At 44.7% G+C, this 25,882-nt stretch carries 26 protein-coding genes; 12 read left to right on the top strand and 14 right to left on the bottom strand.

Annotated elements, in window-relative coordinates; translation table 11 throughout:
- Positions 1-58: 58 nt before the first annotated feature.
- From cdf31 to rpaA, 3 genes are all read right to left on the bottom strand, one after another.
- Complete coding sequence (gene cdf31 / locus ACP2WE_RS05980) at positions 59-967, bottom strand: CDF family zinc efflux transporter Cdf31 (RefSeq protein ID WP_425214674.1); 909 nt, start codon at positions 965-967, stop codon at positions 59-61.
- A gap of 352 nt (positions 968-1,319) precedes the next feature.
- Positions 1,320-2,696, bottom strand: a complete 1,377-nt coding sequence (gene glgA / locus ACP2WE_RS05975; protein ID WP_425214673.1) for a glycogen synthase GlgA — start codon at positions 2,694-2,696, stop codon at positions 1,320-1,322.
- Between the two features lie 131 nt (positions 2,697-2,827).
- Complete coding sequence (rpaA, locus tag ACP2WE_RS05970; protein ID WP_425214692.1) at positions 2,828-3,556, bottom strand: two component system response regulator RpaA; 729 nt, start codon at positions 3,554-3,556, stop codon at positions 2,828-2,830.
- A gap of 354 nt (positions 3,557-3,910) precedes the next feature.
- Between rpaA and sds the strand changes: the two genes are divergently transcribed.
- Together sds and ACP2WE_RS05960 are read left to right on the top strand one after the other, a co-directional pair.
- On the top strand, positions 3,911-4,894 hold the full coding sequence (gene sds / locus ACP2WE_RS05965) for a solanesyl diphosphate synthase (RefSeq protein WP_425214672.1): 984 nt from the start codon (positions 3,911-3,913) through the stop codon (positions 4,892-4,894).
- A gap of 119 nt (positions 4,895-5,013) precedes the next feature.
- Entirely contained in the window at positions 5,014-5,967 is a 954-nt protein-coding gene (locus ACP2WE_RS05960) for an N-acetylmuramoyl-L-alanine amidase-like domain-containing protein (RefSeq protein ID WP_425214671.1), read from the top strand.
- An 8-nt stretch (positions 5,968-5,975) separates the two neighbouring features.
- Here the strand turns inward: ACP2WE_RS05960 and ACP2WE_RS05955 are convergent, their stop codons facing one another.
- Positions 5,976-6,518 carry a pyridoxamine 5'-phosphate oxidase family protein gene (locus ACP2WE_RS05955; protein ID WP_425214670.1) on the bottom strand — a complete coding sequence of 181 codons (543 nt, stop codon included), beginning with the start codon at positions 6,516-6,518 and terminating at the stop codon, positions 5,976-5,978.
- 211 nt (positions 6,519-6,729) lie between these two features.
- Here ACP2WE_RS05955 and ACP2WE_RS05950 point away from each other — a divergent pair, with 211 nt between their 5' ends.
- Positions 6,730-7,167: a PRC-barrel domain-containing protein gene (locus ACP2WE_RS05950; RefSeq protein ID WP_425214669.1), complete on the top strand. Its 438-nt coding sequence runs from the start codon at positions 6,730-6,732 to the stop codon at positions 7,165-7,167.
- 156 nt (positions 7,168-7,323) lie between these two features.
- Here ACP2WE_RS05950 and ACP2WE_RS05945 read toward each other — a convergent pair whose 3' ends face one another.
- Positions 7,324-8,505: a pyridoxal phosphate-dependent aminotransferase gene (locus tag ACP2WE_RS05945; RefSeq protein WP_425214668.1), complete on the bottom strand. Its 1,182-nt coding sequence runs from the start codon at positions 8,503-8,505 to the stop codon at positions 7,324-7,326.
- 398 nt (positions 8,506-8,903) lie between these two features.
- Here ACP2WE_RS05945 and ACP2WE_RS05940 point away from each other — a divergent pair, with 398 nt between their 5' ends.
- Positions 8,904-10,607: a M61 family metallopeptidase gene (locus ACP2WE_RS05940; RefSeq protein WP_425214691.1), complete on the top strand. Its 1,704-nt coding sequence runs from the start codon at positions 8,904-8,906 to the stop codon at positions 10,605-10,607.
- Here the strand turns inward: ACP2WE_RS05940 and ACP2WE_RS05935 are convergent.
- Together ACP2WE_RS05935 and ACP2WE_RS05930 are read right to left on the bottom strand one after the other, a co-directional pair.
- Positions 10,584-12,578 carry a putative bifunctional diguanylate cyclase/phosphodiesterase gene (locus ACP2WE_RS05935; RefSeq protein WP_425214667.1) on the bottom strand — a complete coding sequence of 665 codons (1,995 nt, stop codon included), beginning with the start codon at positions 12,576-12,578 and terminating at the stop codon, positions 10,584-10,586. The two genes, ACP2WE_RS05940 and ACP2WE_RS05935, sit on opposite strands and share 24 nt — an antisense overlap.
- Before the next feature lie 241 nt (positions 12,579-12,819).
- On the bottom strand, positions 12,820-13,131 hold the full coding sequence (locus tag ACP2WE_RS05930) for a hypothetical protein (protein ID WP_425214666.1): 312 nt from the start codon (positions 13,129-13,131) through the stop codon (positions 12,820-12,822).
- Positions 13,132-13,382: 251 nt separating this feature from the next.
- On the opposite strand from ACP2WE_RS05930, the gene psbM reads away from it, so the two are divergent.
- The gene (psbM, locus tag ACP2WE_RS05925) at positions 13,383-13,499 is read left to right on the top strand and encodes a photosystem II reaction center protein PsbM (protein ID WP_425214665.1); all 117 of its coding nucleotides are present in this window, start codon (positions 13,383-13,385) and stop codon (positions 13,497-13,499) included.
- A 77-nt stretch (positions 13,500-13,576) separates the two neighbouring features.
- Here the strand turns inward: psbM and chlP are convergent, their stop codons facing one another.
- The 5 genes from chlP to ACP2WE_RS05900 form a co-directional block, all read right to left on the bottom strand.
- Positions 13,577-14,797 carry a geranylgeranyl reductase gene (chlP, locus tag ACP2WE_RS05920; protein WP_425214664.1) on the bottom strand — a complete coding sequence of 407 codons (1,221 nt, stop codon included), beginning with the start codon at positions 14,795-14,797 and terminating at the stop codon, positions 13,577-13,579.
- Positions 14,798-14,920: 123 nt separating this feature from the next.
- Positions 14,921-15,361 (bottom strand): hypothetical protein, encoded by a 441-nt coding sequence (locus ACP2WE_RS05915; RefSeq protein WP_425214663.1) that lies wholly within the window; start codon positions 15,359-15,361, stop codon positions 14,921-14,923.
- A gap of 246 nt (positions 15,362-15,607) precedes the next feature.
- The gene (locus tag ACP2WE_RS05910) at positions 15,608-16,273 is read right to left on the bottom strand and encodes a DedA family protein (RefSeq protein WP_425214662.1); all 666 of its coding nucleotides are present in this window, start codon (positions 16,271-16,273) and stop codon (positions 15,608-15,610) included.
- 12 nt (positions 16,274-16,285) lie between these two features.
- Positions 16,286-17,329, bottom strand: coding sequence for a hemolysin family protein (locus tag ACP2WE_RS05905; RefSeq protein WP_425214661.1), 1,044 nt, complete (start codon positions 17,327-17,329; stop codon positions 16,286-16,288).
- Positions 17,330-17,347: 18 nt separating this feature from the next.
- A complete protein-coding gene (locus ACP2WE_RS05900) occupies positions 17,348-19,093 on the bottom strand; it encodes an ABC transporter ATP-binding protein (protein ID WP_425214660.1) in 1,746 nt (581 codons plus the stop codon).
- Positions 19,094-19,431: 338 nt separating this feature from the next.
- Between ACP2WE_RS05900 and ACP2WE_RS05895 the strand changes: the two genes are divergently transcribed.
- The 7 genes from ACP2WE_RS05895 (at position 19,432) to smpB (ending at position 23,757) form a co-directional block, all read left to right on the top strand.
- A complete protein-coding gene (locus ACP2WE_RS05895; RefSeq protein WP_425214659.1) occupies positions 19,432-20,250 on the top strand; it encodes a carbohydrate ABC transporter permease in 819 nt (272 codons plus the stop codon).
- 132 nt (positions 20,251-20,382) lie between these two features.
- Positions 20,383-20,631: a 30S ribosomal protein S16 gene (gene rpsP / locus ACP2WE_RS05890; RefSeq protein WP_330481854.1), complete on the top strand. Its 249-nt coding sequence runs from the start codon at positions 20,383-20,385 to the stop codon at positions 20,629-20,631.
- A 5-nt stretch (positions 20,632-20,636) separates the two neighbouring features.
- Positions 20,637-21,092 carry a KH domain-containing protein gene (locus ACP2WE_RS05885; RefSeq protein ID WP_425214658.1) on the top strand — a complete coding sequence of 152 codons (456 nt, stop codon included), beginning with the start codon at positions 20,637-20,639 and terminating at the stop codon, positions 21,090-21,092.
- A 103-nt stretch (positions 21,093-21,195) separates the two neighbouring features.
- Positions 21,196-22,461 (top strand): competence/damage-inducible protein A, encoded by a 1,266-nt coding sequence (locus ACP2WE_RS05880; protein ID WP_425214690.1) that lies wholly within the window; start codon positions 21,196-21,198, stop codon positions 22,459-22,461.
- 23 nt (positions 22,462-22,484) lie between these two features.
- The gene (locus ACP2WE_RS05875; protein WP_425214657.1) at positions 22,485-22,631 is read left to right on the top strand and encodes a hypothetical protein; all 147 of its coding nucleotides are present in this window, start codon (positions 22,485-22,487) and stop codon (positions 22,629-22,631) included.
- Positions 22,632-22,950: 319 nt separating this feature from the next.
- Complete coding sequence (locus tag ACP2WE_RS05870; protein ID WP_425214656.1) at positions 22,951-23,298, top strand: hypothetical protein; 348 nt, start codon at positions 22,951-22,953, stop codon at positions 23,296-23,298.
- Complete coding sequence (smpB, locus tag ACP2WE_RS05865; protein ID WP_425214655.1) at positions 23,299-23,757, top strand: SsrA-binding protein SmpB; 459 nt, start codon at positions 23,299-23,301, stop codon at positions 23,755-23,757. It begins immediately after the preceding gene.
- A 48-nt stretch (positions 23,758-23,805) separates the two neighbouring features.
- Here the strand turns inward: smpB and trmB are convergent, their stop codons facing one another.
- Both trmB and ACP2WE_RS05855 read right to left on the bottom strand, forming a co-directional pair.
- Positions 23,806-24,561, bottom strand: coding sequence for a tRNA (guanosine(46)-N7)-methyltransferase TrmB (trmB, locus tag ACP2WE_RS05860; protein WP_425214654.1), 756 nt, complete (start codon positions 24,559-24,561; stop codon positions 23,806-23,808).
- Positions 24,562-24,991: 430 nt separating this feature from the next.
- Positions 24,992-25,714 (bottom strand): class I SAM-dependent methyltransferase, encoded by a 723-nt coding sequence (locus ACP2WE_RS05855; RefSeq protein ID WP_425214653.1) that lies wholly within the window; start codon positions 25,712-25,714, stop codon positions 24,992-24,994.
- Positions 25,715-25,882 lie beyond the last annotated feature (168 nt).

The following is a 25,882-nucleotide window of genomic DNA, read 5'->3' as shown; positions in this document are numbered from 1 at the left end:
GTTAGCAATTAGCTTTTTGGATACCACCGTCAACTGTCAACTGCTAACTGTCAACTTCTCACGAATAGGTAACTCGATCGGAGTGATAATCGGGCGGTTCGACATGAATGGTGATTCTGGCAGGATCGAAGCGATCGTGCAGTCTTTCTTCTACCGCTTCGGTAATTTGGTGGGCAGACTCGACATCGGCGGGGGCAACGATCATGTGCATTTCGATAAATACCTGTTGTCCCACAATGCCTCTAGAGGCAATGTCATGGCAGTTAATTACTCCCGATACTTGGCGCGCGATCGCATCGATTTCTTCGGGGGCGATCGCCATCTCGTCCACCAGCATGGGCAAATTATTGCGCAATACCTTCCACCCACTCCAAAACACCAAAATTGCCACAGGACAGGCCATAATCACATCTAACCATTGCAGCCAAACAATCCCTGTGACATTGCCAGTCCAGACACCTACTAAGCCTGCGATTACGGTGATCGTGACCCAAACGTCACTCATGGTGTGTTGCGCGTCGGCAATCAAAATAGGACTGCCAATTTTTTCGCCAACATGGCGCTCGTAGAGGGTGGTAAAAATATTTAGCCCTAGAACAAACAGCATCAACCATAGGGCAGGCGCAGAGATGGTGACAGGACGTCCTCCGCTCATAATCCGATCGATTACCCCTTTGAAAATTTCAAAGCAGGCAATGCCCAAAAAAGCTGAGATGCCTAAAGCCGCCACCGACTCAAATTTTTGGTGTCCGTAGGGATGATCGCGATCGGGATGCGGAGAAGCAAATTGGATTGCCACCAGACCGATCACATTGCTGGCACTATCGGTAATGCTATGTAAGGCATCCGCGATCAGGCTCAATGAGCCTGTAGCCCAACCGACTAGAGCCTTGGTTGCTAAGACGATGAGGTTTAAGAGCAGTGTAATTACTAAAACTCTGCGTACCTGTGGACGGGTATCTTCCATCTAAACCTCCATCGCTACATAAACTGGAAAACGGTAGAGGGAGTTGCATTATATCCTTCTATTCTTTCCATATACCATAGGTTACAGTCGATCTAGCTGAGATTGTTGCTCTCAATACCAAGGATATTTGCAACAAACAAAATCCCGAATTGTAGGGGAGCTATCTTTACAGTAAGCGCTATGGTTTTGGGGGGATATTGCCTAGGAGCGTGTTTGAGAAGTACATACAAATGAATTTTTGCAAAAGTTAAGCTTTGCGCCCCCTAAATCCCCCAATTCTGGGGGATTTAATCTGAATCCGCCCCAGAATTGGGGGGCTAGGGGGGCAGAAGTCTGACTTCTCAAACAGGCTCTAAGCATTCTCCATCCCAGGGATGGAGCGATAAAGCTGAACGTATTTTTCGGCTGAGGTTTGCCAGCTATAGTCGCCAGCCATGCCGCGTTTTTGCAGGTTCAACCAGTGATCGCCATAGCGATAGCTTTCCCATGCTCTGACCATACAGGTATAGAGATCGAGGGGTTCGTAACGGTCAAAGCAAAAACCATTGCCTTGTGCCTTGGCGGGTTCGTAAAAACTGACCGTATCGACCAAGCCACCTGTGCGGCGGACGATCGGCACGCAGCCATAGCGGAGGGCAATCATTTGGGTGATGCCACAGGGCTCAAAGCGGCTAGGCATCAAGAAGGCGTCAGCACCAGCATAGACTCGTTGGGATAGGGCAACATCAAATAGAATTTGGGCTGACATCCTGCCAGGAAAGCGCGAGGCAAGCTGTAACAACTGGGTTTCGTAGTAACGCTCTCCAGTGCCTAAAACAAGGAACTGAGCATCGGTGTAGGATAAAAATCGCTCTAGTACTTGTAGCAGCAGATCGATGCCTTTTTGCTCGACCAAACGACCGACCAGCCCCACTAAAAAGGCTGACTCTTTCACAGCCAACCCAGTTTCTTGTTGCAAAGCAGCCTTATTAATCAGGCGGTTTTCAAGGGTTTCAGCCGAATAGTTTTTGGGCAGGGCTTTATCGATCTGCGGATCGAGTTTCTCGACCTCAATGCCGTTGAGAATGCCCCAAGGTCTGAGAAACGTGAGCAAGTCTTCTAGTCCCTCACCGTAGGTAGGCGTGCAAATTTGTTGGGCGTAGGTGGGTGAGACGGTATTGACGCGATCGGCATATTTAATGCCTGCCGCCATGCAATTATGGGCGCTCATGTACCAAGGCAACCAGGTGATCTGTTCTAATTTCCAGCGCCAAGGCCCTTGATAGGCAAGATTATGAATCGTGAAGACCGTACCGATATCAGAAGTTTGATGCATCCATACGGGGACTAGACCCGTGTGCCAGTCATGGCAGTGAATCAGATTGGGTTTCCAGTAGTTCCAAGCAAATTCAGCGATCGCATTGGAAAACATCGTAAACCGCCAGTCCTCATCTTCACCAGAATAAATCCGAGGTGGGATAAACGAACCATGCCCAACCAGATAAAGTGGGACATCTGTGCCTGGTAGCACCGTCTCGAAAATATCAAAATCTTGAAACATGGCGTAGCCCTTCCAGATCCAAGTGGGGGGCTCGGGTAGTTTCTCTGGAATGACGCCGTAATAGGGCAGAATGATGCGCACATCATGACCCATTTTGCGGAGAATTGGCGGTAATGCACCGACGACATCTGCCATGCCGCCCACTTTAGCGATCGGTGCTGCCTCTGCTGCCGCAAATAAAATTTTCATGCCCTAGCCTATAGATTGCAAGTACTCCTTAGCTATTGTGATACATAATGTCACATACAGGCGTATTTGATTCTACCTATGGGATGTTTCGGGCTAGAAGGTTCTCTAGAGAAATATTCCAAGTCGATTTTTTAAGCTGGTTCTGACTCTTCGTAAGATGTGCTGGGTAGCTCTAAACAGTAACCCGCACCATACACGGTCTTAATATATTTAGGATGACGGGGATCTGGCTCTAGCTTGGTACGCAGGTGACGAATATGCACGCGAATGGTTTCGATGTCATCATCGGGTTCATAGCCCCAGACCTCTTTAAGAATTTCACTAGGTGACACCGTTTGCCCATGTCGTTGCAGCAAACAATGCAACAGTTCAAATTCTAAATGTGTGAGCTTGACCGTGTTGTTGAACCAGATCGCCTCAAATCGTTCGGGCACGAGGGTTAAAGCCCCATAGTTTAAAATTTCGCCATGTTTGGCAGCATCGATAATGCGATTGGTGCGGCGTAAAAGAGCGCGTACCCTTGCCAGCATTTCTTCTAGCTCAAAGGGTTTGGTCAAATAGTCATCCGCGCCTGCATTAAAGCCCTCAACTTTATCTTGAGTCTGCCCCATCGCAGTAAGCATGAGTACGGGAATCTCTTTAGTCCGCTCATCTCGACGTAGGCGTTGGCATACGGTAAAGCCATCGACGCGAGGTAGCATCAAATCGAGAATAACCAAGTCTGGCTGTAGTTGAATTGCCAAAGCTTGACCCTTAATACCATCATTAGCTTGGCTAACTTGATATCCAGCCGTCTCAAGGTTAAGCGTAACCATCTCGGATATTATGGGGTCATCGTCGATCAGCAGAAGCCTAGGCATCATCACTCAGGGTTCCATCTAGATTATTGGGGCGTGATTTGAAGCAAAAATCAGAAATCAAGGGTTTCCTATTAAATCTTAATTAATTTTTTTAAGTCTTGATGTAAATGTATATCACATAACTTCAAAAACTCATATATCGAAACAACTGCTCTGCTTATCTTTGCCTAGATTAGTAGTGAGCCAGCAAACATTGTATAAGCTAAATGTCTTGGGTCGATTTAAGATCGAAAAATGAATCGATTTGGTAATAAATCAGCCTAGAGGTAGTCAGAGTTTGCCGTCAACTCTCACGACATGCTCTTACAATGTATGAAGATATGTAAAAATCTATAAAAACTTGGTTTATCGCGCATGAGTCTCCCCGCTACCTCTGTTACCGAACTTTTTGCACCTGTCAAAGATGACCTACGTACCCTTACGGCAAATTTAAAGGAGTTAGTAGGAGCGAGACATCCGATTTTATATGCCGCTGCTGAGCATTTATTTGAGGGCAAGGGTAAAAGCTTACGCCCAGCTTTGGTGTTACTGGTTTCTCGTGCCACGATGACCGATCAAGACATTACGTCTCGCCACCGTCGCTTGGCTGAGATCACCGAGATGATTCACACGGCGAGTCTCGTCCATGATGATGTGATCGACATGGCAGAGCTGAGGCGGGGCATTCCCACGGTCAACAGTGATTTTGGCAACCGCATTGCGGTGTTGGCGGGAGATTTTTTATTCGCACAGGCTTCTTGGTACTTGGCAAACTTGGATAATTTAGAAGTGGTCAAGCTTTTGTCTAAGGTGATTACAGACTTTGCCGAGGGGGAAATTCGTCAGAGTTTAACTGCCTTTGATACCAGCCTCACACTGGAAGACTATTTGGACAAGAGTTTTTATAAAACTGCCTCGTTAATGGCAGGCAGCTCAAAAGCTGCGGGTGTGCTAAGTGGGGTGACACTTGCCCAAGCCGAGCAGTTATTTAACTTTGGCAAGCATTTTGGCATTGCCTTTCAGATCGTGGATGACATTCTGGACTTTACCAGCTCCACAGAAACCCTAGGAAAACCTGCTGGTTCTGATTTACGCCAAGGCAATCTGACTGCCCCAGCATTGTTTGCCCTAGAAGAAGTGCCGCAGTTAAGTGGGTTAATCGAGCGGGAGTTTTCGGAACCAGGGGACTTAGCGCAAGCGATCGCGTTGATTCAAAGTAGTAAAGGTATTCATCGCTCCAGAGAACTTGCCAAATCAGAGATCAAGTTAGCTGTAAATGCGATCGATTGGTTGCCAGCCTCAGCACCCAAGCAATCCTTGATTGACCTCGCTGCTTACGTTTTAGAGCGACTATACTAATCCCATATTATTTTCGCAAAACCTAGGCTTTGAAGGTCTGTGCAAGGCGTGGAATTCAATCTAGGGTTTGGTGCGAATTCGATTGAGGTTGGTATTGATTTCTTGAGATGGGGATTTGCATGGGGAATTTGATGGGGCTAGCTGCTGTTGGAGTTTTAGGTCTGGGCATATTAGTATTCCCTGAAGTCTCCACACAGCCTCTATCCTTATCATTGATACAACCATTCAGTTCTGCGTCGATCGCTTTATCCAACTTCGACAATGAGGTTAAGACCCATGAAATTACGAACGAAGCGAAGTTCGATCGAGTGATGCAGTACGCGATCGCTCAGAAATTGCATCAGCGACCGATGAGCGAAATTATGCAGGCGATCGCGACGCAATTTTTAGATACTCCCTACCAAGCAGGAATCCTCGATCGCTTACCACAGGAAGAATTGGTGGTGCGTCTGGATGGATTTGACTGCGTTCTATTGATCGAGACGGTTTTGGCAATGGCACGAGGCATAGCGCAACAGGATTATTCCCATACTATGTTTGTGCATCAAATCGAGAACCTACGCTATCGGAATGGTCAATTGGATGGATATTGCAGTCGATTGCATTATTTTTCGGAATGGATTTCTGACAACCAAACGCGCAGTTTGGTGAAGGATTTAACGCCGATATTGAGCGATGTGACCTTACCGCAAACCTTGAATTTTATGAGTCAGCATCGCGATCGCTATCCTCAGTTGGCAAAGGATGAGCGAACTTTTGAATGCATCAAAATGCAGGAAGCTCGTTTGGCAAACTTACGCATGTACTACATTCCATCCAAACAAGTTAAGGATGCTTATGACAAAATGCAACCAGGCGATATCGTAGCGATCGCCACCAAAATTAAAGGGTTAGATGTCACCCATACAGGTTTAATCTATCGTTCGCCCGATGGCAAAATTGGTTTGATCCACGCTTCTCCGAGTGGAAAGGTCAAAATCTCTCCAGACCTGCAAACCTATGTGCTGGGCGTAAAAGAGCAAGCAGGCATCATGTTGATTCGACCCAACGATCCGCGATCGCAGTCGAAATGAACTGAAACCTATCCTAACAAATGGGTGGGAATGCCATCGATACTCTCTTGGTTGTTCTTTTCCCAATATTCCCTTACGCCCTCCTCGCCTTTCTTTTCTGCCCACTCTTTGAGAACTTTTCGTTCCCCTTCAAATTCAAAAAATGGCACTGCAAACCCGCAAGAGGTTTGCACAGATTCCACGGTGATATGCATGATTTGCCGCGTACCAGCGATCGCGGGGAAAAGTGGATAAAGTTCTTGCCATTCAGCATCTCTGGGTCTGATGGGTTTACCCTGTCCGTAGACTCGCAAAATCAATGGCTTTTCGGTGAAACTGCAAACCATGATCGTGATTCGTCCATTTTCTAGAACATGGGCGGCGGTTTCATTCCCACTGCCAGTCAGGTCGAGATAAGCTAATGCGGAATCGCTTAAGCAACGCAGGCTATCCATTCCCTTGGGTGAAAGGTTTACACGCCCTTGATTGGGTGCAGAAGCCACAAAATATATATGCTGCTGCTCGATAAATTCGCGTAGCTCCTTCGTTAAGCTGGGATAAAATTTCGCCATGTTGATTGGGAATGCTTTGGGGCGGTGAATTTAGGTTGCTAGATGCTTTTCGATCTAAGTTTATGGCTTTAACCAAGTAATTACTAGTAGTATAAAGGCTAAACTCCTCCAAAAAGGCTTAGGCAATTTGATGTAATCCTAATGGGGGCAATAATTTTTAAATCTTGTTAGCAAGTATGATGCGAGGTCATTTGGAGGTTTTGGATAAAATATGGATATGTACTTTCATGAACTTATAGGTATAGAAGTCATCACAAGTGATGGTATTGTGATTGGTCGAATTAAAAATATAGTTTCAGACGAAAACCGAGGGATAGGATCCTTAGCATTTGTATCCTCGTGTCTTTTCCCGATCCCTGAAAGATATCGTAGCGTATATCAAATCTGCTTTGACGATATAGCTGTTATTGGGATGGAATATCTAATCGTGAGAAAGGGAGTAGAGAAAAAACTAGTACGATTAACTGTCGGCTTAATAGATCGTTTTATTGTCAGGCTTCCATTCCCCCGAAAGCTATTTTCCCCCGATCATTCTGTACCTGTCAATGTATCTAGATTTGATGGTAATTCTGGAACCACTCCAATAGCGGTAAGACCCCAAAAGCCCTCCCCGATACTACCTGATGCAAGTGTTGATGAAACTCAGTAATGAACATTGGAGCGGTTAGTGCTAGCGATGTTGTCTGGACACTGATAGATAATCTTGGTCTGGGTAGAATTCTGATAAATAGAAGTAAGGGCAAAGCATTCGGAATTATGGAGATTGATGCCCGAATACTTTACCCTGCTCGAACTTATAGAAGGATTAGGCTTGAGTTGCCAGTACTTTCTCTACAAACTTGTGCAGGCGATCGCAGCCGCGTTCGATTGTAGTCAAATCCGTGGCATAGGAGAGCCGCACGTTGGTATCGAGACCAAAGGCAATCCCCGGAATTAAAGCTACTTGAAATTCTTCCAAGAGCGCATCGCAGAACTGCATGGAGGTCAGTCCTGTTTGGCTGATATTGGGGAAGAGATAGAAAGCACCATCGGGCTTAGGACAAGTCACGCCAGGGATGGCATTGAGGAGTTGATACATGACCTCGCGCCGTTCGGCAAAGGCAAGTCGCATGGTTTCTACGCAATCTTGCGATTCGGTCAAGGCAGCGATCGCGCCGTATTGAGCAAACGTACAAACATTCGAGGTGCTATGACCTTGTAATGTCGTGGCGGCCTTAATAATTTCAGGCGCACCAGCCAAATAGCCCACGCGCCAACCCGTCATGGAATAAGCTTTGGCAAAACCACTACTGATAATCGTGCGCTCTAACATGGCGCGGCTGGTCGCACCAATACTGAGATGGGTAGCGTCATCGTAGAGAATTTTGTGATAAATCTCATCGGAAACAACATACACCTGCTCGTGGCGTAGTAACACTTCCGCCAGTGCCTTAATTTCCTCAGGCGTATAGACCATTCCCGTGGGGTTAGAAGGGGAATTGAGGACAAACAGCTTTGTCTTAGGTGTAATTGCGGCTTCTAGCTGCTCGGGTGTGATTTTATAGCCATTGGCTTCCTCGGTCATCACCATCACGGGAGTCGCATCAGCTACCTTTGCGATTTCGGGATAGCTCACCCAAAAGGGTACGGGAATAATAACTTCATCGCCTTCATTGAGCAGCACCATCATCAGGTTATAGAGAGAATGCTTGCCCCCATTGGTGACGATGATCTGCTCTGGCTTGTACTCTAGCTGGTTGTCTTTGTAAAGTCGGTCGGCGATCGCGCTTCTCAGTTCGGGGACACCTGCCGCAGGCCCATATCTGGTCTTACCCCGATCGAGGGCATTTTTTGCAGCAGTTCTAACATGTTCGGGTGTATCAAAGTCGGGTTCGCCCGCACTAAAGCTACACACATCTACCCCACTTGCCTTCATCGCCTTCGCTTTTGCGTCGATCGCTAGGGTAATCGAAGGGGTCACTTTACGAATTCGGTTTGCCAATTGCATGATTTTAAGCAGTTTTGCTAGTCGCCTTGCAGTCTTTGCATTGTATCAAAGCACAGATCGACTATTCAGAATGGTAAACAAATTATCAACTTGCAATCGCAATTTAGAGTTTTAATAATTCACAACAATGGCTTTCAGGAATCGTTCGTGATTTGGTTTATAGATTTGGCGTAGGGATGCGATCGGCTGGCTGAATTTATGGTAGGTAAAGTCTTGCCTTCTCTAGGGTCTCTCTTGAACTGGATTAGCGTCGAGCCGCCCAACCCTAATCCAGATTTGCGAATATGTTACTCTAAGCCTACTCTGAAGTCTCCCTCTTAAAAACCGAAACAGAACCAGCAGTGCAAACCCCATCCTTAACAAACTCAGATCTAAAGCCTTGGCATTTTCAAGTCTCGATGCCGCAGCCAGCCACGCACCTACTACATATTCGCTTTACCGTAGAGTCTTGGCAGGCAGAATTTTTAGATGTGCATTTGCCAGTCTGGTCGCCAGGGTCTTATCTGGTTCGAGAATATGCCAAACATTTACAAGAATTTACAGCGCAAGACGATCGCGGCAAACCGCTAGCATGGCAAAAAATTAGTAAAAACCACTGGCAAATTCAACGCCACCCTGAATCTGAATCGATTCAAATTAGTTACAAAATCTTTGCCAACGATCTAACCGTGCGCACCAACCATGTCGATAGTACACACAGCTACTTCAATGGGGGGGCGACCTTTATGTTTGTGCCGCAGCACGAGCAGCATCCTCTAACCGTAGAGATTGAGTTACCCAAGCCAGAATGGGCGATCGCCACAGCCCTACCTGCCGTAGAAGGAAAACCAAATACCTTCTATGCGGCGGATTTTGACACGCTTGTGGATAGTCCCTTTGAGATCGGCATCCACACCCGCCATGAATTTACCGTACTAGGCAAGCCCCATACCTTTGTAATTTGGGGAGAAGGGAATCACGATCCCAAACGGATTGTGCAGGATACGAAAATACTCATAGAAACCGAAGCTGAAATTTTTGGCGGATTGCCCTACGATCGCTTTCTGTTCCTTGTACATCTCTCTTCTGGGGGCTTTGGTGGATTGGAGCACAAAAACTGCTGCACCCTAAATTTCAATCGTTTTGGCTTTCGCAAACCAGATAATTACTTGCGATTTGTCAACCTCGTTGCCCACGAGTTTTTTCACACATGGAATGTCAAACGCTTGCGTCCAAAGGCATTGGAAACCTTTGACTACGATCGAGAAAACTACACCCCTTCTCTCTGGTTTAGCGAAGGAACTACGAGTTATTACGATCAGCTCGTTCCTTTACGGGCAAAGATTTACGATAGTAAGCATTTCTTGAAATTGTTGGGAGACAGCATCACCCGTTTACAAACCACCTATGGTCGCCACGTCCAATCCTTACATGAATCGAGTTTGGATACTTGGATTAAACTCTATCGCCCTGATGCCAATAGTCCCAATACACAGATTTCCTACTATCTCAAAGGCGAACTGGTTTCGATGTTGCTAGATCTCCTGATTCGCGATAAAACCAACAATCAGAGATCGCTAGATACGGTCATGCAAATTATGTGGCAGCGATTTGGTAAATCAGAAATTGGTTTTTTGGAATCAGAACTGCATGAAGCGATCGAAACTGTTGCAGGTGCGAATCTAGATGAATTTTGGCAGTCCTATTTGTATGGCACAAAAGAACTAGACTATAACTTCTATTTTGAGCCCTTTGGATTGGAAGTTCAGGCTTTTGCTACGACTGAGCAACTGCCCTACTTGGGCTTGACCCTCAAGGGTGCGAATGGAGTCCAGTCGATTAAAACCGTAGAGGCAAACTCCCCTGCTTACTTTGCGGGAATTTCCCCAGGGGATGAGTTGTTAGCCATGAATGGAATACGGGTAACGGCTGAGAACCTGTCCGATCGCTTAATGGACTTTGCCGCAGGCGATCGGATTGAATTATCACTATTTCAACAAGATCGATTGGTACATACCCAACTCACCCTACAGCCTACGGTTGGCGATCGCTGCGTGCTCACGCCCCTCTCTCATCCTTCCTCTAGTCAGATCGAAAACCTAAATGCTTGGCTGGGTGGATAGTTTGTCTATAGGGTTAAATTCCGTTGGAATGGTGTCAAGGGCAAGCATGTCTGTAATCAATTCCACGGGCATCGGCGGACTAAAAAAGAAACCTTGAACTTGATCGCATTCCAGCGATCGCAGGCAACGTAATTGCTCGCTTGTCTCTACACCTTCAACTACCACATTGAGATTGAGTCCCTTGGCAAGGGATACGATCGCACCCACGATCGCTTTGTCGTGGGGATTGAACGCAATCTCTTGAATAAAGGATCGATCGATTTTGAGCGTATGAATGGGAAATTTTTTGAGCGCACTCAAAGAAGAATGTCCTGTGCCAAAGTCATCAATGGCGATCTGAACCCCCATGCTATACAGCTTTTCTAATACCGCACTGGTATATTCCCAATCATTCATGGCTAAGCTTTCAGTAATTTCTAGCTCTAGCCATTGGGGCTCCAAACCTGTCTCAGCTAAAATATTTGCGATCGTCATGACCAGATTGGGTTGTAAAAATTGTCGAGCCGATAGATTTACCCCAACAGTGACTGGCTTCAGACCTGCAACTTGCCAAGCATGGTTTTGCTTGCAGACATTACGTAATAACCATTCCCCAATGGAGACAATCAATCCATTATCTTCCGCTAGCGGGATAAATTGGCTAGGTGCAATCAGTCCTAACTCAGGATGTTGCCAGCGGATCAGTGCCTCTACGCCCGTAATTTCTGATGTCTCAGCATTAACTTTGGGCTGAAAATGAATCACAAACTCATCATTTTCTATGGCACTGTGCATGCTGCTCCTCAGTGCCAATAGCGTAAATGAATCGCTATTCATCTTATGTGAATAGGTTTGGAAATTATTCCTTCCTTGGGCTTTGGCATAATAGAGAGCAGCATCGGCATTCTTGATCAGAGTGTCCGCATCCCTGCCATCAAAGGGATAGAAGGAGATCCCAATACTGCCACTGGTGCGCATGGCATAACCATCAATCGTAAAGCTGGGTTTAAGTGTATCTAAAACGATCTGGGCTCGGTCGATTGCATCTTCAACCGTATGGATATCTAATAGCAAAATCGTAAACTCATCTCCACCCCAACGTGCTACCAGATTGCCTTCGCCCACAGAGTCCCGTAATCTTTGAGATACTGCTTGCAGTAGGCGATCGCCTACCATGTGCCCCAGAGAATCATTGACGATCTGAAACCGATCTAAATCTAAAAACAATACTGCGAGAATGGTATTTTGCTCCCGTGCATTGAGCAGGGATTGCAGCAATTTTTGGTTAAATTGCTTGCGGTTAGAAAGCCCTGTCAATGAGTCAAAGGAAGCTTCATAACGGTACTTGGCTTCAGCTTGAACCAATGCCAGTTCTGCTTGCTTGCGTGCTGTGATATCTATACCAAGTACCAAAGCTGACTGGTTTAGGTTATATTTTTGCGCCACAATCAAGAAGTTCATGATCGAACCATCGATCTCAGTCATGACTTCTTTCGTTGCTTCTAGGGCTTCGCTGCCAAAGAAGTGATGAATAAACTCGCTAAATTCAGAATCATTATGCAGGAACCCAAGCTCTTTACCAATAAAGGAGGATTGAGGCATGTTGAGTAGGTTGGCAAGGTGTCGATTTACGCCTAGATAGTGGAGATCTGAGCTAATCCAAGACGCAATTCCTGGTACAGCTTCGAGCGCAATCTGAAGGCGATCGTTGGCGATGTGCAGTGCTTCTTGGGTTTGCTTATATTCTGTGCGTAATTGCTTTATCCATCGGATTGTGGGGATATTTACAAACACCAAAAGCAGTAGAGCTAACGAGCAAAATAGAACTATTTGCCAGATTGTGAAAGATAACCAACTGATCGCACCAAAAATGATAAAAAACTGAATAAAAAACGATACGATCAAATAATTTGAAACTGAAGTGCCACTTGAAGTCTTTGTAGCTTTTTCGGCACCTTTACCTTTACCAGCTAGGTTACCTATCAAGGTCATAATCTAGAAAGATCCAGTCTTTGCTGTCAGAACTACCGAAACCCATGCGCTCCCCTTTCTTTAAGATCCTACCTTCAGGTTGACATATTTTCCTAGTAACTTGATGTCACTAGGAAGACAAATTGCTTGCATTTGAGCGTATTTAGAAGAATCTATTAGGTTTTTCTTAGATCTAAACCAAAAATCTAAAAATTTGCTAAATACAGGACTGTTTGGGGTTCAACTGCGATCGCAGAGCATTCTAGCTAATGGGAGAAATTCTCTCTAGTGCCTGCTCGGCTGACACCAAGCGCGTAATCCGAACTTTCCCGATCGCATTGTTAGATAACTGCTCAGTATTAGCGGAGCGATCGAGCAATTCATCAGGGATGACTTCAAGCATGTGAACGGCATCTTCAACCTTATAAAGCGCCATTTTTTCTGTCTTATCTACTATATATATACCCATCTTGGCGACTAAAGGTTTGCGCCGCCAAACCCGCTCATTCCATAAGCCTGACGCCTCCCATACTCGACTTACTTGCCACCCTTGAGATAGGAAGAAATATTTCATTCGTTGTCCTTATATAACTACCTCGAAACTTTCACTGCCTTTAAAGATCTTGGCTGAACGAGCTAGGTAGGCATGATGCCACACCCTAAAGATATTGCAAGTTAATAAATCCGTAATTCTAAAGAGAATCGAATATGTGTAATTCCTACGTGAATTGCCATACTTCAAGTTAAACTTAATAATAATTCTGAAACGCGTATTAATCTATTTAATCTACTGAGCTTGTCAATATAGGGAGATATAAAGAACTTATGGAATTCAACTTTTTGGGTTTGATGGCAACAGCACTAGCACTCATTGTGCCTACGGTATTCCTGTTAGCTCTATACCTTCAAACGGCTAGTCGTGATGAAAGCACGAGTAAATAAAGTCTTACGATTTTAAAAATCAACTACAAAAGGGGCACAGATGCTGTGCCCCTTTTGTAGTTGTAAGCTCCTTAAAGTTAAGGCGCTAAAGCACTACCTCTAAGCAGACTACCAATGGTTTTGGCAGTAATTTTGAGCTGAACGAATGGGTTCGCAGGCACAACGGTTTTGTAAAGGTAGCTGTCAAAGGTGAGTTTTTGCACATCCTTATCGGCACACATTTCTACAAATGCCTCCCGCGTGGCATCGCTGGCGTAAAATACACGTTGCAAAATATCTAATACCGTGTAGGTGATGCCATACTTTTTATCCCAACGCTTGAGGTAAACTTTGAGGTCTGCTTCCGTTGGAATGCGTGTATTGTCTTTGGCAAACTCGACGATCGCTTCGGCACACATCCGACCAGACTTAGCTGCAAAGTAAATGCCTTCACCGCTCGATTTGGTCACATAGCCAGCAGCATCACCAACAAGAGCAACGCGACCGACGACACGCCGAGGTCTGGGATGTTCGGGAATGGGATGAGCCTCAATCTTAATGATCTCGCCACCTTCAATGCGGTTATGGGCGCGGGTACGAATTCCTGCCTGTAGCTTTTTGATATCCCGTTGATTGACCTTCATTGTGCCAGTACCTACGGCAACGTGATCGTATTTAGGAAATACCCAAGCATAGAAATCCGTAGAAACATCATTACCTACATACATTTCGGCAAGATCTTCGTAGTATTTCATCTTTTCATCAGAAATCCTGATGCGCTCTTGAAAAGCGATCGCATAGTTGTAATCACCTGCATCAATGGCTTTGGCGACGACAGAGTTAAACCCATCAGCGCCCACGATCAAGTCTACTTCTAGTGATTTCATTACACCTTCAGGACCACCCGAAGACATGTCTGAATACTCAATCTTGTAGGGTTGCTTGCCGTTTTCGGTGATTTTGATCTCAAGTACGCGACCATTGATCAACTGTGCGCCCAAACTTGCCGCGCGATCGCGCAAAAAACCATCTAAAATTTCGCGGCGACACATGCCAATATATTCATCTGGGTTCTCGATGGCGATATCTACCTCTACGTTGCTAGGCGATATCATTTTCATCTTCCGCACGCGTCGATCGATGATATGGGGTGGTAATTCAAACTCAGACACCATGCACAGAGGAATAGCCCCCCCACAGGGCTTGGCATTGTCTAGTTTGCGTTCAAATAAATAGGTTTCAATTCCTGCTTTGGCTAAAGTTTCAGCAGCACAAGAACCTGCAGGACCTCCTCCTACAACAGCAACTCGTAACGTCAAAGATTTGCTCCTAAAGCTATATCGCGACAGTGATTATGTAAGGCATGGTAACACTGCCAATCTTTACGACTCATCCGAAAGTGATGAATATTAACATTTGTGTTTCAGAATTTAGTTTTTTGCTTATTTAAAAGTTTGTTGTGAGACTAAATCACGGGTGAATTCTATGACTGGAGCGTTGAGCCATTTTTTATAGGCTTTATAGTGGCGATAGATGACAGAAATAGGGTTAATCTTTCGAACGAGCATCCACCTTGACCACTCCATTAACCTAAGCAAGGCTATAGGGGAAGGAAGGACAATCGCTTCATGGATTGCCATCCGTAATTCGTCAAGATGCCCACCGTCGTATTGCTCCTTCCATTCACCTTGATGGAAGTAAGAAACATTCAACCCACTAACGCCATCTACCCAAACATCCCCAATTAAGATCGGATCCATCTGTGCAACTAATAGGTGCAGGACATCATGGTGAACCATGCCACAAAAAATAACGTTTCGGCGATCGGGGAGATCTCGAATACTATCCTTTATAGCTTTCCATATCGTTCTTTCATTTGTCATGGTTATAAAGGCTTTGCAGGTATCTAAAATGTTTCCAAATGAGATATTAGAGCAAACATTGTGAGAATAAAGTGATAATTGGGAGACGCAAGGATTTAACCAATATCACTAAGCTTTCGGATTTTATATTGATTTTATAGAAATGCCTAGATAAATTAAAGCGTTTTACTCAAAGTTACGCTTAAATGCTTAGACGATCGCCCCTGTCAATCATCTAATCGCTCGAATAAGCCAGCATTGGAGACACTATTCTTCAGTATTTAAGTCCTCTACCTCGACTTTTGCTGCCTCTGTTTCTGAAGCTTTACGTTTTGGCTGACGCTCTTGGGCTAAATGGATTAGTGTGGGTGCGATCGAAATGATGATAATCCCTAAAACAATTGGCAATAGGTACTTATCGACATCGGGGATCAGCTTCCCAAGCCAAAATCCAGCAAGGGTCAAGCCGATCGTCCAAATAAATCCACCCATGAGGTTGTAACGAAAGAAGGTGGCATAATGCATTTTGCCGATGCCTGCCACAATGGGCGCAAAGGTACGGACAACGGGTAAAAACCTTGCCAAGATAATCGTTTTCTTCCCGTGTTTTACATAGAAGTTTTGGGCTTTAATCAGATTCTCTTTGTGAAAAAATCTGGATTCTTCCTTTTGAAAGAGCTTGCGTCCAAAGCGGCTGCCCGTAGCATAGCCAACGTTGTCTCCCAAAACGGCACAGATAAAACATCCTATGGCTAATAGCCAAATATGGAGAAAGCCCTGCGATGCTAAAAAGCCCGCTGTAAATAAGAGACTGTCACCAGGCAAGAAAAAACCAACAAATAGCCCTGACTCTGCAAAGATGATTCCCCAAACGATTAAATGTCCACCCAAAAATCCTAGGGATTTGATCAGTGCTGGTAAGTCAAAATTCATGCAACACCCCGTTTAATCTGTATCGCGATCGTCTGTTTCATCATAAATTTCTCCGACTAACTCTTCTAGTACGTCCTCTAGAGTAACTAGACCGACCGTGCCACCATATTCATCTGCCACAATCACCAGATGGAGCTGTTTACCCAACATTTCTTTGAGTAAGTCAGCGACCCGTTTGGTTTCGGGTACGAATACAGGCATTGCCATCACATCGCTCACTGAGACATTCCCATTGGTTTTGTGATGTTGTAGTGCTTGTTTTAGGGTAATGATCCCCACAATTTTATCTTTAGACTCTTCTTGGACGGGCAAGCGCGAGTAACCCGTTTCTAGACAGAGCGCGATCGCTTCTTCAAGAGAAGCATCATAGTCGATGGTTTGCATATCAACACGCGATTTCACTACCTTTCTGACTTTGAGATTATCCAGTGACAGGGCTTTATTGAGAATTTGCCCTTTGACCAGATCTAACTGACCTCTGTGGCTGAGGACATCGATCAATAGCTGAAGGTCTTGCATGGACTCGCCCCTTGGAGTATTGCCAACCCGAAATAGTCGCATAGTCCACTGGGCGATGCTTTCAAATAGAAACAATACAGGCAACATGAGTATGGACATCCAGTAAATTGGCTTCACTATTACCTGAAAAAGTGGAAGCACGTGGTTCACAGCGATCGACTTTGGCGTGATTTCACCAAATGTTAAGACCAAAATGGTTGTAACAACTGTGGCAATGCCTAAACCAGCTTCACCAAATAGACTGAGGGAGATATTGGTTGTTAGTACCGTTGCACCAATGTTGACGATTGTATTGAGGATCAACAGGGTAGTGATAAAACGGGTGCGCTTTTCCAGCACAAGGCGAAAAATGCCACCCCGATCGCCTTTATCTTGAATAAGCGATCGCAACTTGAGATTGTCAAGGGCAGTGATCGCAGTTTCTGAAGCGGAGAAAATACCAGATAGGGTCAAAAGAATACATAAAAGTACTGCATCTGTAACTGAAACCCCTGTGGTAGGGACTTGCAAGATCAGAATATCGTTTGGGGCAATCACAGAATGTGGGTGAAAAAACTAACGCAAGACTTCTTCTAACTTGTGTTGATTCCACAGTTTACCGTACAAACTGGATTCTTTCAGTAGCTCTTGATGCGTCCCAATCTGGACGACCTTGCCCCGATCCATCAAGATGATGCGATCGGCGTTGGCAGCCGCAGAGAGTTGGTGTGAGATAAAAATAACGGTTTTGTGTTTGGGTAAATTTGCCAAAATGCCTGTAGCTGTCTGATTATCCACACTCGATAGGGCGTCATCGAGCAGTAAAACGGGCGAATCTACTAGCAAAGCTCTGGCAAGGGCAGTACGTTGGCGCTGTCCGCCTGAGAGTGTTATCCCCCTCTCGCCAACTAGGGTGTCATATTGGCGGGGAAAGTTAAGAATTTCGCTTTGAATGCGGGCTTGCTCGGCAAAATACTCAACCTCTGAGTCGGCTGCTTGGGGTTTCCCATAGCGAATATTGTTTCGCATCGTGGTGCTAAACAAAAAGCTGTCTTGGGGCACGTAGGTAATGATGCTTCTAAGGTCATGTACCTTGAGTGTTGTGATATCAACGCCATCGATAAATAACTGATTCGGAGCAAGATCGATGAGGCGCAACAGGGCATTGGCTAGGGTGGACTTGCCTGAACCTACAGCACCGATGATCGCGACGGTTTCACCGGATGCGATCGCAAAGTTCACCCCATCTAATGTAGGTTCTGTAGCCCCTGCATAGGTAAAGGAGAGATTTCTTGCCTCAATTCGTCCCTTAACTTGTTCTATGGTCATCTCGATCGCATTCGGCGGATCCACAATGGCGGGAGGGATATCCAAAATGCCCTGGACGCGATCGATGCTTACCTGTCCGCGCTGATAGGTGGTAATCGTAAAACCAAGTAAAGCTGTGGGAAAGATCAATCTTTCTACATAAATAATCAGAGACAACAGATCGCCAACTTTAAATTTACTGGTGGGGTCAGCCAACATTTCGCCACCAAACCAGAGGAGTGTCAAAAAGCTAATACTGGCAATGCCTCCAAGCAGAGGAAACAGGAAGTTGCGCGTTTTTGCAAGTATGAGATTCGCATCTAGGAGTCGCTGATTGAGTAGATTAAAGGCTGAACGTTCGTTTTCCTCTTGAGCATAGGTTTTGATCAGTGCCATGCCATTGAGGTCTTCTTGCAATAAGGAACTAATCTCAGATAGCTCTTCCTGCACTTTGAGTTGCTGATCTCGCAATTGACCGCTAAAAGATTTCACGATCGCAAACATGAGGGGATAAACAGAGAGCGATAATAGGCTCAATTTGACATCGATCGCCATCATTGCAGGCAAGGTCATGGCATAGGCAAACACCGTGTTAATCAGACTCAGTACGGCAAAACCCAACATGCGGCGAATATTCTCGATGTCGCTGGTGACAATGCTAATAATTTCACCCGCAGGATGCTTGGAAAAATAACTGGGTGGGAGTTTGAGCAAATGCTCGAATACCTGTTGTTTGAGGAGATACTCTACCTGCCGCCCTACCCCAAAAAGCCACATCCGCGAACCCATACGGATTACCCACATTACTGATGCCAGACCTAAGATCAACCAGACAAAGTGCATTACCTGATCCATGGTAAAGACTTTAGACAGATTATCTACAGCATCTCTAATCAGCCAAGGAATATAGGTGCCAAGGGCATTGACGAGGAATAAAGCTATTGTGCCTAATGCCAAATCCCCATAGAAGGGACTCATGTAGGCTTGAAGTTGTTTGAATTGCGATCGCGCCATAGCAATTATTTTAACGCGCTTCTGTTAAGTGAGTTGGTTATCGGTTGTTGGTTGTCAGGAATTCGGTTGTTGGTTAGTAGAAAGCAAGCTAACAGCTAAGTGCTAACAGCCAAATGCTCATCCCCCTAGAAGCAAACGTTATTTTCAGACAAAATTATGGACAAACTGCCGATTAATTCTGGTTTTGATTTGGGAGCGACCATGAGTAAATGATTAGCGTTAGAACATCCAAAAACCGGATTTACGCAGCCCAAACTAGCCCTTGGGCTTCTTTTTTTTTGAGTGGTGAATTAAGCTGAACTTAAATTAAGCTGAATTCAAAGCTCATCGAAAGATAAATGCCCCAACAAAAGCTTGTATCCCTGCTGTTAACGATTTTGTTGTCGATCGCTGCGATCGCTTTACTTGCGCCGCTGCTATTCGTATTAATCACCTCGTTTGCACCGCCTGACTTTAAACCTTCGGAGGGACTACTGCCTAAGAGTTGGACATTCGACAATTACAGACGGGCGTGGCAGCAGGGGCAGTTCCTTTTAGCATTTGCAAATTCAACGTTTGTGGCGATCGCGGTGACAGCGCTGCAAATTTTTACTTCAGCTTTAGCAGGCTATGCCCTCGCAAGGCTTAATTTTCGCGGGCGTAATGGCATTTTACTGTTTGTAATTGCCACCCTGATTATTCCGTTTCAACTATTGGTCATTCCCATCTTTTTGGTTTTAAAGTGGGGGCATTCGATCAATACTTACGGAGCCCTAATTCTTCCTACAGCAGCCAATGGATTTGGTATTTTTCTGTTGCGCCAGTACATTCAAACCATTCCGATCGAGTTAGAGGAAGCCGCTGCGATCGATGGGGCAAATCGCTTGCAGGTTTTGTGGCGCGTGGTTTTACCCCTAACCCGTCCTGCCCTGGTCACGCTATTTTTATTCACATTTATTGGTGAATGGAACGACCTATTTAAACCGCTCATCTTTACAACCCGTCCCGAATTAATTACGGTACAGCTCTCTCTATCGAGCTTTCAAGAATTATTCACGGCGGACTGGTCGCTGTTGATGGCGGCTGTAGCGATCGCCACAATTCCGATCGTAGTTTTATTTCTGATCGGTCAACGTCAACTGATTCGTGGTGTTGCCGCCGCAGGGATTAAAAACTAGAATCCAGAAAAAGAGTAACTGTGAAAGCGTTAATCTGTTAGACTAGATAAGCTAAAAATGTAGCTTAGGCAAATCATGAGATTCTTGCCGCAAGTTTACACAAAATATTCAGAATCATTCACCCACAAAGACATGGTTAAGTTGAGACTAAAGCGTTTTGGCAAAAAGCGCGAACCTAGTTACCGTATTGTTGCTGTCCACAGCACCTCTCGCCGCGATGGTCGTCCTCTGGAAGAGTTGGGACTATACAACCCTCGCACCCACGAGACCAGACTTGAAGTTCCCGCGATTGTCGAACGCCTTAAACAAGGTGCACAGCCTACGGATACTGTTCGTCGCATTCTAGACAAAGCCAAAGTTTTTGAATTGGTAAATGCTTAAGAATTGTGCCTGATTACATTGCCCTAACTAAGTTTCTGGTTCAGCCTCTGTTAGATAACCCAGACGCATTGCGGATTGATTGCGAGACAAATGCTAAAGGCGATCGCATCTGGGTTCGTCTTGCCTTTGCTCCAGAAGATAAGGGAAGAGCATTTGGGCGAGGGGGACGCACGATTCAAGCCATCCGCGCCCTAGTTTTGGCAGCAGCGCAGACGACAGGACAAGAGTTACGCTTTGATGTCTACGATCCTAGCCCCAGCGATAAATCTAGCGACAAATCTTTTGATAAGTCCAGCGATCGAGAAAGCTCCTCAAATCGAGAAAGCTCAAGTCGAAACCGTGAAGATCGAAATGGCGAAAATCAGAAAGGCGAGGAGGTGAAACGAGATCGCCCTCGTATCCCTGGTCCAGTTAAGCGCACCCAAGTAACGGATACTCCTAGTAGTGAATCGTCTTCCTAGCTCTCGCTCGAAGAATTCGCTAGACTTAATCTTAATGTAGATCTATAATCTTGCCCTCTAGCCTCAAAATGAGAGGGGAACTGGAATTCAAACAGTGCAAAGATTGAATGCAGAAGTTATATGTATTGGTACTGAGTTACTGCTAGGTGAGATCCTCAACAGTAATGCTCAATATCTAGCGCAACAGCTAGCTAACCTAGGGATTCCTCACTTTTATCAAACCGTTGTCGGCGATAACCCCGAACGCATCCAAAAGGCACTGGCGATCGCTACAGGACGTGCCAATCTGATTATTACCACAGGTGGGTTAGGCCCAACCCCAGACGATCTGACCACCGAAACGATCGCTGATTTTTTTGATACGCCTCTGGTGGAGCGATCGGAAATCTGGGAAAGGATTTGCCAAATGTACGCTCAGGTGGGCAGGCAAATTACCGCCAACAATCGCAAACAAGCCCTACTCCCTCAAGGGGCGGAAATTTTACCCAATCCCGTGGGTTCAGCCCCAGGCATGATTTGGCAACCCCATCGAGATTTAACGATTCTGACATTTCCTGGTGTGCCTTCCGAGCTATATCCAATGTGGCAACAAACCGCCATTCCCTTTTTGCAGTCAAAGGGCTGGGTCAAAGAAACCTTTCATTCTAAAGTTTTGCTTTATTGGGGCATCCCTGAATCTGCCTTGGCCGAGCGCGTGCACCACTTGTTTGAAAGCAAAAATCCCACAGTTGCGCCCTATGCCAATTACGGGCAAGCTAGACTGAGAATCACGGCAAGGGCGACTACGCAAGCCGAAGCCGAAGCGTTAATTGCCCCTGTAGAAGCTGAGATCCGTCAGCTCACTGGTGCTGATTGCTATGGCGTTGATGAGGATACCCTTGCTAGCGTTGTCGGGAAGTACTTACAGAAACACAACCAGACCCTAGCGGTGGCAGAATCTTGTACGGGTGGCGGCTTAGGGCAAATGCTCACTGATGTTTCAGGCAGTTCGACTTACTTTCTCGGTGGTGTGATCAGCTACAGCAATGATGTTAAAGCGAATTTGTTGAATGTCTCTCGTGCCGATTTAGTCAAATATGGAGCTGTGAGTGCGATCGTTGCCGAGCAAATGGCTTTGGGCGTCCAAAGCCAAGTCCAGTCGGACTGGGGCATTAGTATCACGGGGATTGCTGGTCCCAATGGTGGGTCGGATGAAAAACCTGTAGGTTTGGTCTATATCGGTATTGCTGCCCCCGATCGCTCCGTTGTCGCGATCGAGCATCGGTTTTCTCCCTCTAGAGGAAGAAATTGGCTCAGAAACGTGAGTGCTTGCTCAGCATTAGATCATTTAAGACGAAGATTTGTTATGATTGGTGAAGTAACGGCTTAGCCATTGTAAGGGAGCTAGTTGTAGTGAAATCAATTAAAAAAGCGTTAAAAAAGCTCGGTGAGATCTTCGATCGCATCCTCGAAGCCTTGGTAGGTCAAAGACAGCCAGAGCCTCAGTTGATTCCTATCCCAGTAAGAGACGGTGCTCACCGCCATAGATTTAGAAATTAAATCCTGTAAATCTCAAGCTTAGAAAGGACAAAAACTACTATTAAGAAATCATTAAACGGATTCTCTAAGTCATGATTCTGTTTATATTTAACGGAGTGCTTACTCATCTATTGTGAGCGTCCGTATCTACTGCTGTGGAATAACTCATAAGATCGTTCAACTTTCGTGGTAACTACTCTGGGAAGTGCTAACCTAAGTTAGTTAGGCATCGAGTCTGTCTCTTGATGACAACGGATAGGCTTGAAGCAAGCAAATCGTGAGGGCTAATGGACAGAGAGCCTAACAAATTTGCTGAATAATATTGAAATCTGACATAGCTATGGCTAGATACACCCAACATTTTTTGATTGAAATTTTACCAACAAACCTACAAGCAGCAGTTCTGGCTGCTCTTGAAGAGTGTAATCTTTCGATCACTTACAGTACAGGAGACTATGTGATGGCTCAAGAAAATTCTGGACAGGTAGCCTATTCCAAGTTAGTCACTGTTGAGGTGTTGATTCATCAGTCTGAAATTAAGGGCGAACAGGTAAAGCTAACCTGCGTTACAAAAAATGAAGAGCTACCTTTACAGGTAGATAATCACTGCCACAGAATGGCCGAGTCGGTTTCTCAAGCTTTTGCTCGCGCCCAAAGTTGGAAATTTTTAGAAGCGATTCCGGGCTAGATGAGTAATTATAATCGTGTATTTGCAGATAATCGTCAGGCAAGATTTAATTACGAAGTTCTCGAAACCTGCGAGACAGGTATTGAACTGTTAGGCACTGAAGTGATGTCTATCAAAGCAGGGCAAGCAAACCTCCGTGATGCCTATGCTCTGATTCGTAAGGGGCAGGTCATGCTTGTCAACATGTATGTAGCTCCCCATCACACCACAAGTACCGTATTTAATCACGAGCCAACCCGTACCCGTCGGCTGCTGCTGCATAAGCGGGAGATTCGTAAGTTGATTGGTAAAGTGGAACAAAGAGGGCTTACCTTAGTTCCACTTAAGCTCTATTTAAAGAATGGATGGATAAAGGTCGATCTGGCTTTAGTCCGCAATAAAAAGCTGCATGATAAGCGGGAAACAATTAAAAAACGCGAGGATAGCCGCGATATTGCCCGTGCAATGAAGGTCAATTGACCTGAAGGGACGATTGCGCCAAAATCTTATAGTTTAATCCAAATTTTCTTATATGAATGCTTCGCTTTTTCTTTGCAAATGAGCCCTGTAGATATTACCTTCCTGCTTAATTACCCATTCTTCTCTCTCGGTAATCAGATGGCTAGGATAGATACCTTCTTCCGCAAATTGACCTTCTCCTGCAAGATTCACGAAATTTCCATTTGCCTCAAACACCTTTAACATTTCCCTTGCTACTGCATAGATGTCTGACTGCAAAAGTACCTGCCCATTTGGAATTAGCAGCTTAGCCAAGGTCTCAACCAGATCTGGCTGTACTGCTCGGCGTTTATGTTGGCGTCGTTTAAACCATGGGTCGGGAAATTGAATGGTTACTTGATGGATTTTTTCTTGAGGTAGTAAGTTAGAAAGCGATACATTCACATTGCAGAAGAGATAATGGAGGTTGGTTAAGTTGAGTTCTTGCTTAGCAGCGATCGCTTCCTTAACCAGTGGCTCTCTAATTTCTAAACCTAAAAAGTTCCAATCAGGCGATCGTTCTGCCATTTGCAGTAGATATCGACCGCGACCGCAGCCAATGTCTAGACTGAGCGGCTTTGACCAATCTGCGTAAACTTCTTCCCAGTTGGGTGGTGGGGTAGGTGTTTGATACTTCTTGCCCAGTGGGTTAACATGTTCGCGCACGCGCACATTTTTAATGAGCAGTCCCGAATTAAATTTTATCTCTGGTATATTGTCGATCACGACTCGATCTATAACTCTTTTACATTTTGGAATAGCAGGATAACCCTTTTCTATGGGCATAATTGCTCTATAGAATGCTCGGCGCGAAGTTGGAAAGGTTTTCAAAAAATTAGTCTATTACATTAAAATTCTGAACTTCAGGTATTGCAAAACTTTCAAAAAGCTAATAGCTATAGGGTATTTCATCTGCTTTGCAATAATTCCAAATTCGGAATGGAGTCAATGATATAAAAAGATGCCAATGCTTTCTAGTAATAAGCTTTACACATAATACTCCGAGTCATTGTAAGCGCGATCGAGTGATTATAGGAGTTTATCTACAGGATGTTGACTCTTTGAGAGGACTGGAATCGCTCGAACAAGATAAACATTAGAGATAAGTTTAGTGTTTCTAGAATGCATAATACCATCTTTATCTCGGCATTCTATGCTACTGCTTGAATTTGGAATCGCTGTGAATAATGCCAAATGGATTTAAGCGCTAGAAAAATTAGTTGATTTTTTTAGCTACAAATTCAATATTTGTCGCCAAATATTTAAGAGGTGTCCAATTAACTAATAATTGGTCCAGACTTTCAAAGAAACGATAAAATGGATAGCTGATATAATTTTTGGGAAGAAGCTGCCTATGCCAAAAATCTAAAATTTCAAAGTTAGAATTCCTTGCCAAATCATATACTAATCTCTTTGAATATAGCCTGTCATGGTAGAAATCACCTCTTAGGTGGGCGAGGCGTTGTGTCCAAGAAAAAACATATGGTAAGTTGAAACAAATAAAAAGACCATCATTTTTAAGTATTCGATTAATCTCTTTTAGGGACTCAATATCATTAGGAACATGTTCTAAAACGCCTACACTCAAAACAACATCCATAGAATTATCATCGTACGGCAACTTAAAAGGATGGGAAAGTTCATCAACAGAAAAACATGAACTAGCTATGATTGGATTAGATTGCCAGTCCTCTGAGCCAGAAAGCACATCACACGAAGTCACAAGAAACCCTAATTTGTGCAAGAAATATGTAACATGTCCTTTCCCACAACCCCAATCTAGTATTTTTAAGTAACTATTTCCTGAGAAGTGATATTCAATTAGATTTTTAACGAAGTATGTGAGATATAGATAAACATTTTGACCAGAAGGATTTATCAAAAAAAAATGATTTTTATATTCTTTGATAATTTCAATTAAATTTTTATCTAAAGGCAAAGATTTTGAGAATGAATATAATCTTATGTTTCTATAGGTTTTGTTCACTTTTATTTCTTTGATTACCTTCAAAAAGAGATTTTTTAAGAATTAAATTATCTGAAGAAATCATTCACGCATAATAAAGTTTAAACATTAGGTGATATTCAACATAAGTTTTATAAGGCT

The organism is Tumidithrix helvetica PCC 7403, from assembly GCF_965232925.1.
Lineage (GTDB): Bacteria > Cyanobacteriota > Cyanobacteriia > Pseudanabaenales > Pseudanabaenaceae > Tumidithrix > Tumidithrix helvetica.
The sequence above is the reverse complement of the archived record's forward strand: the minus strand, read 5'-3'. Positions and strand labels throughout refer to the sequence as shown.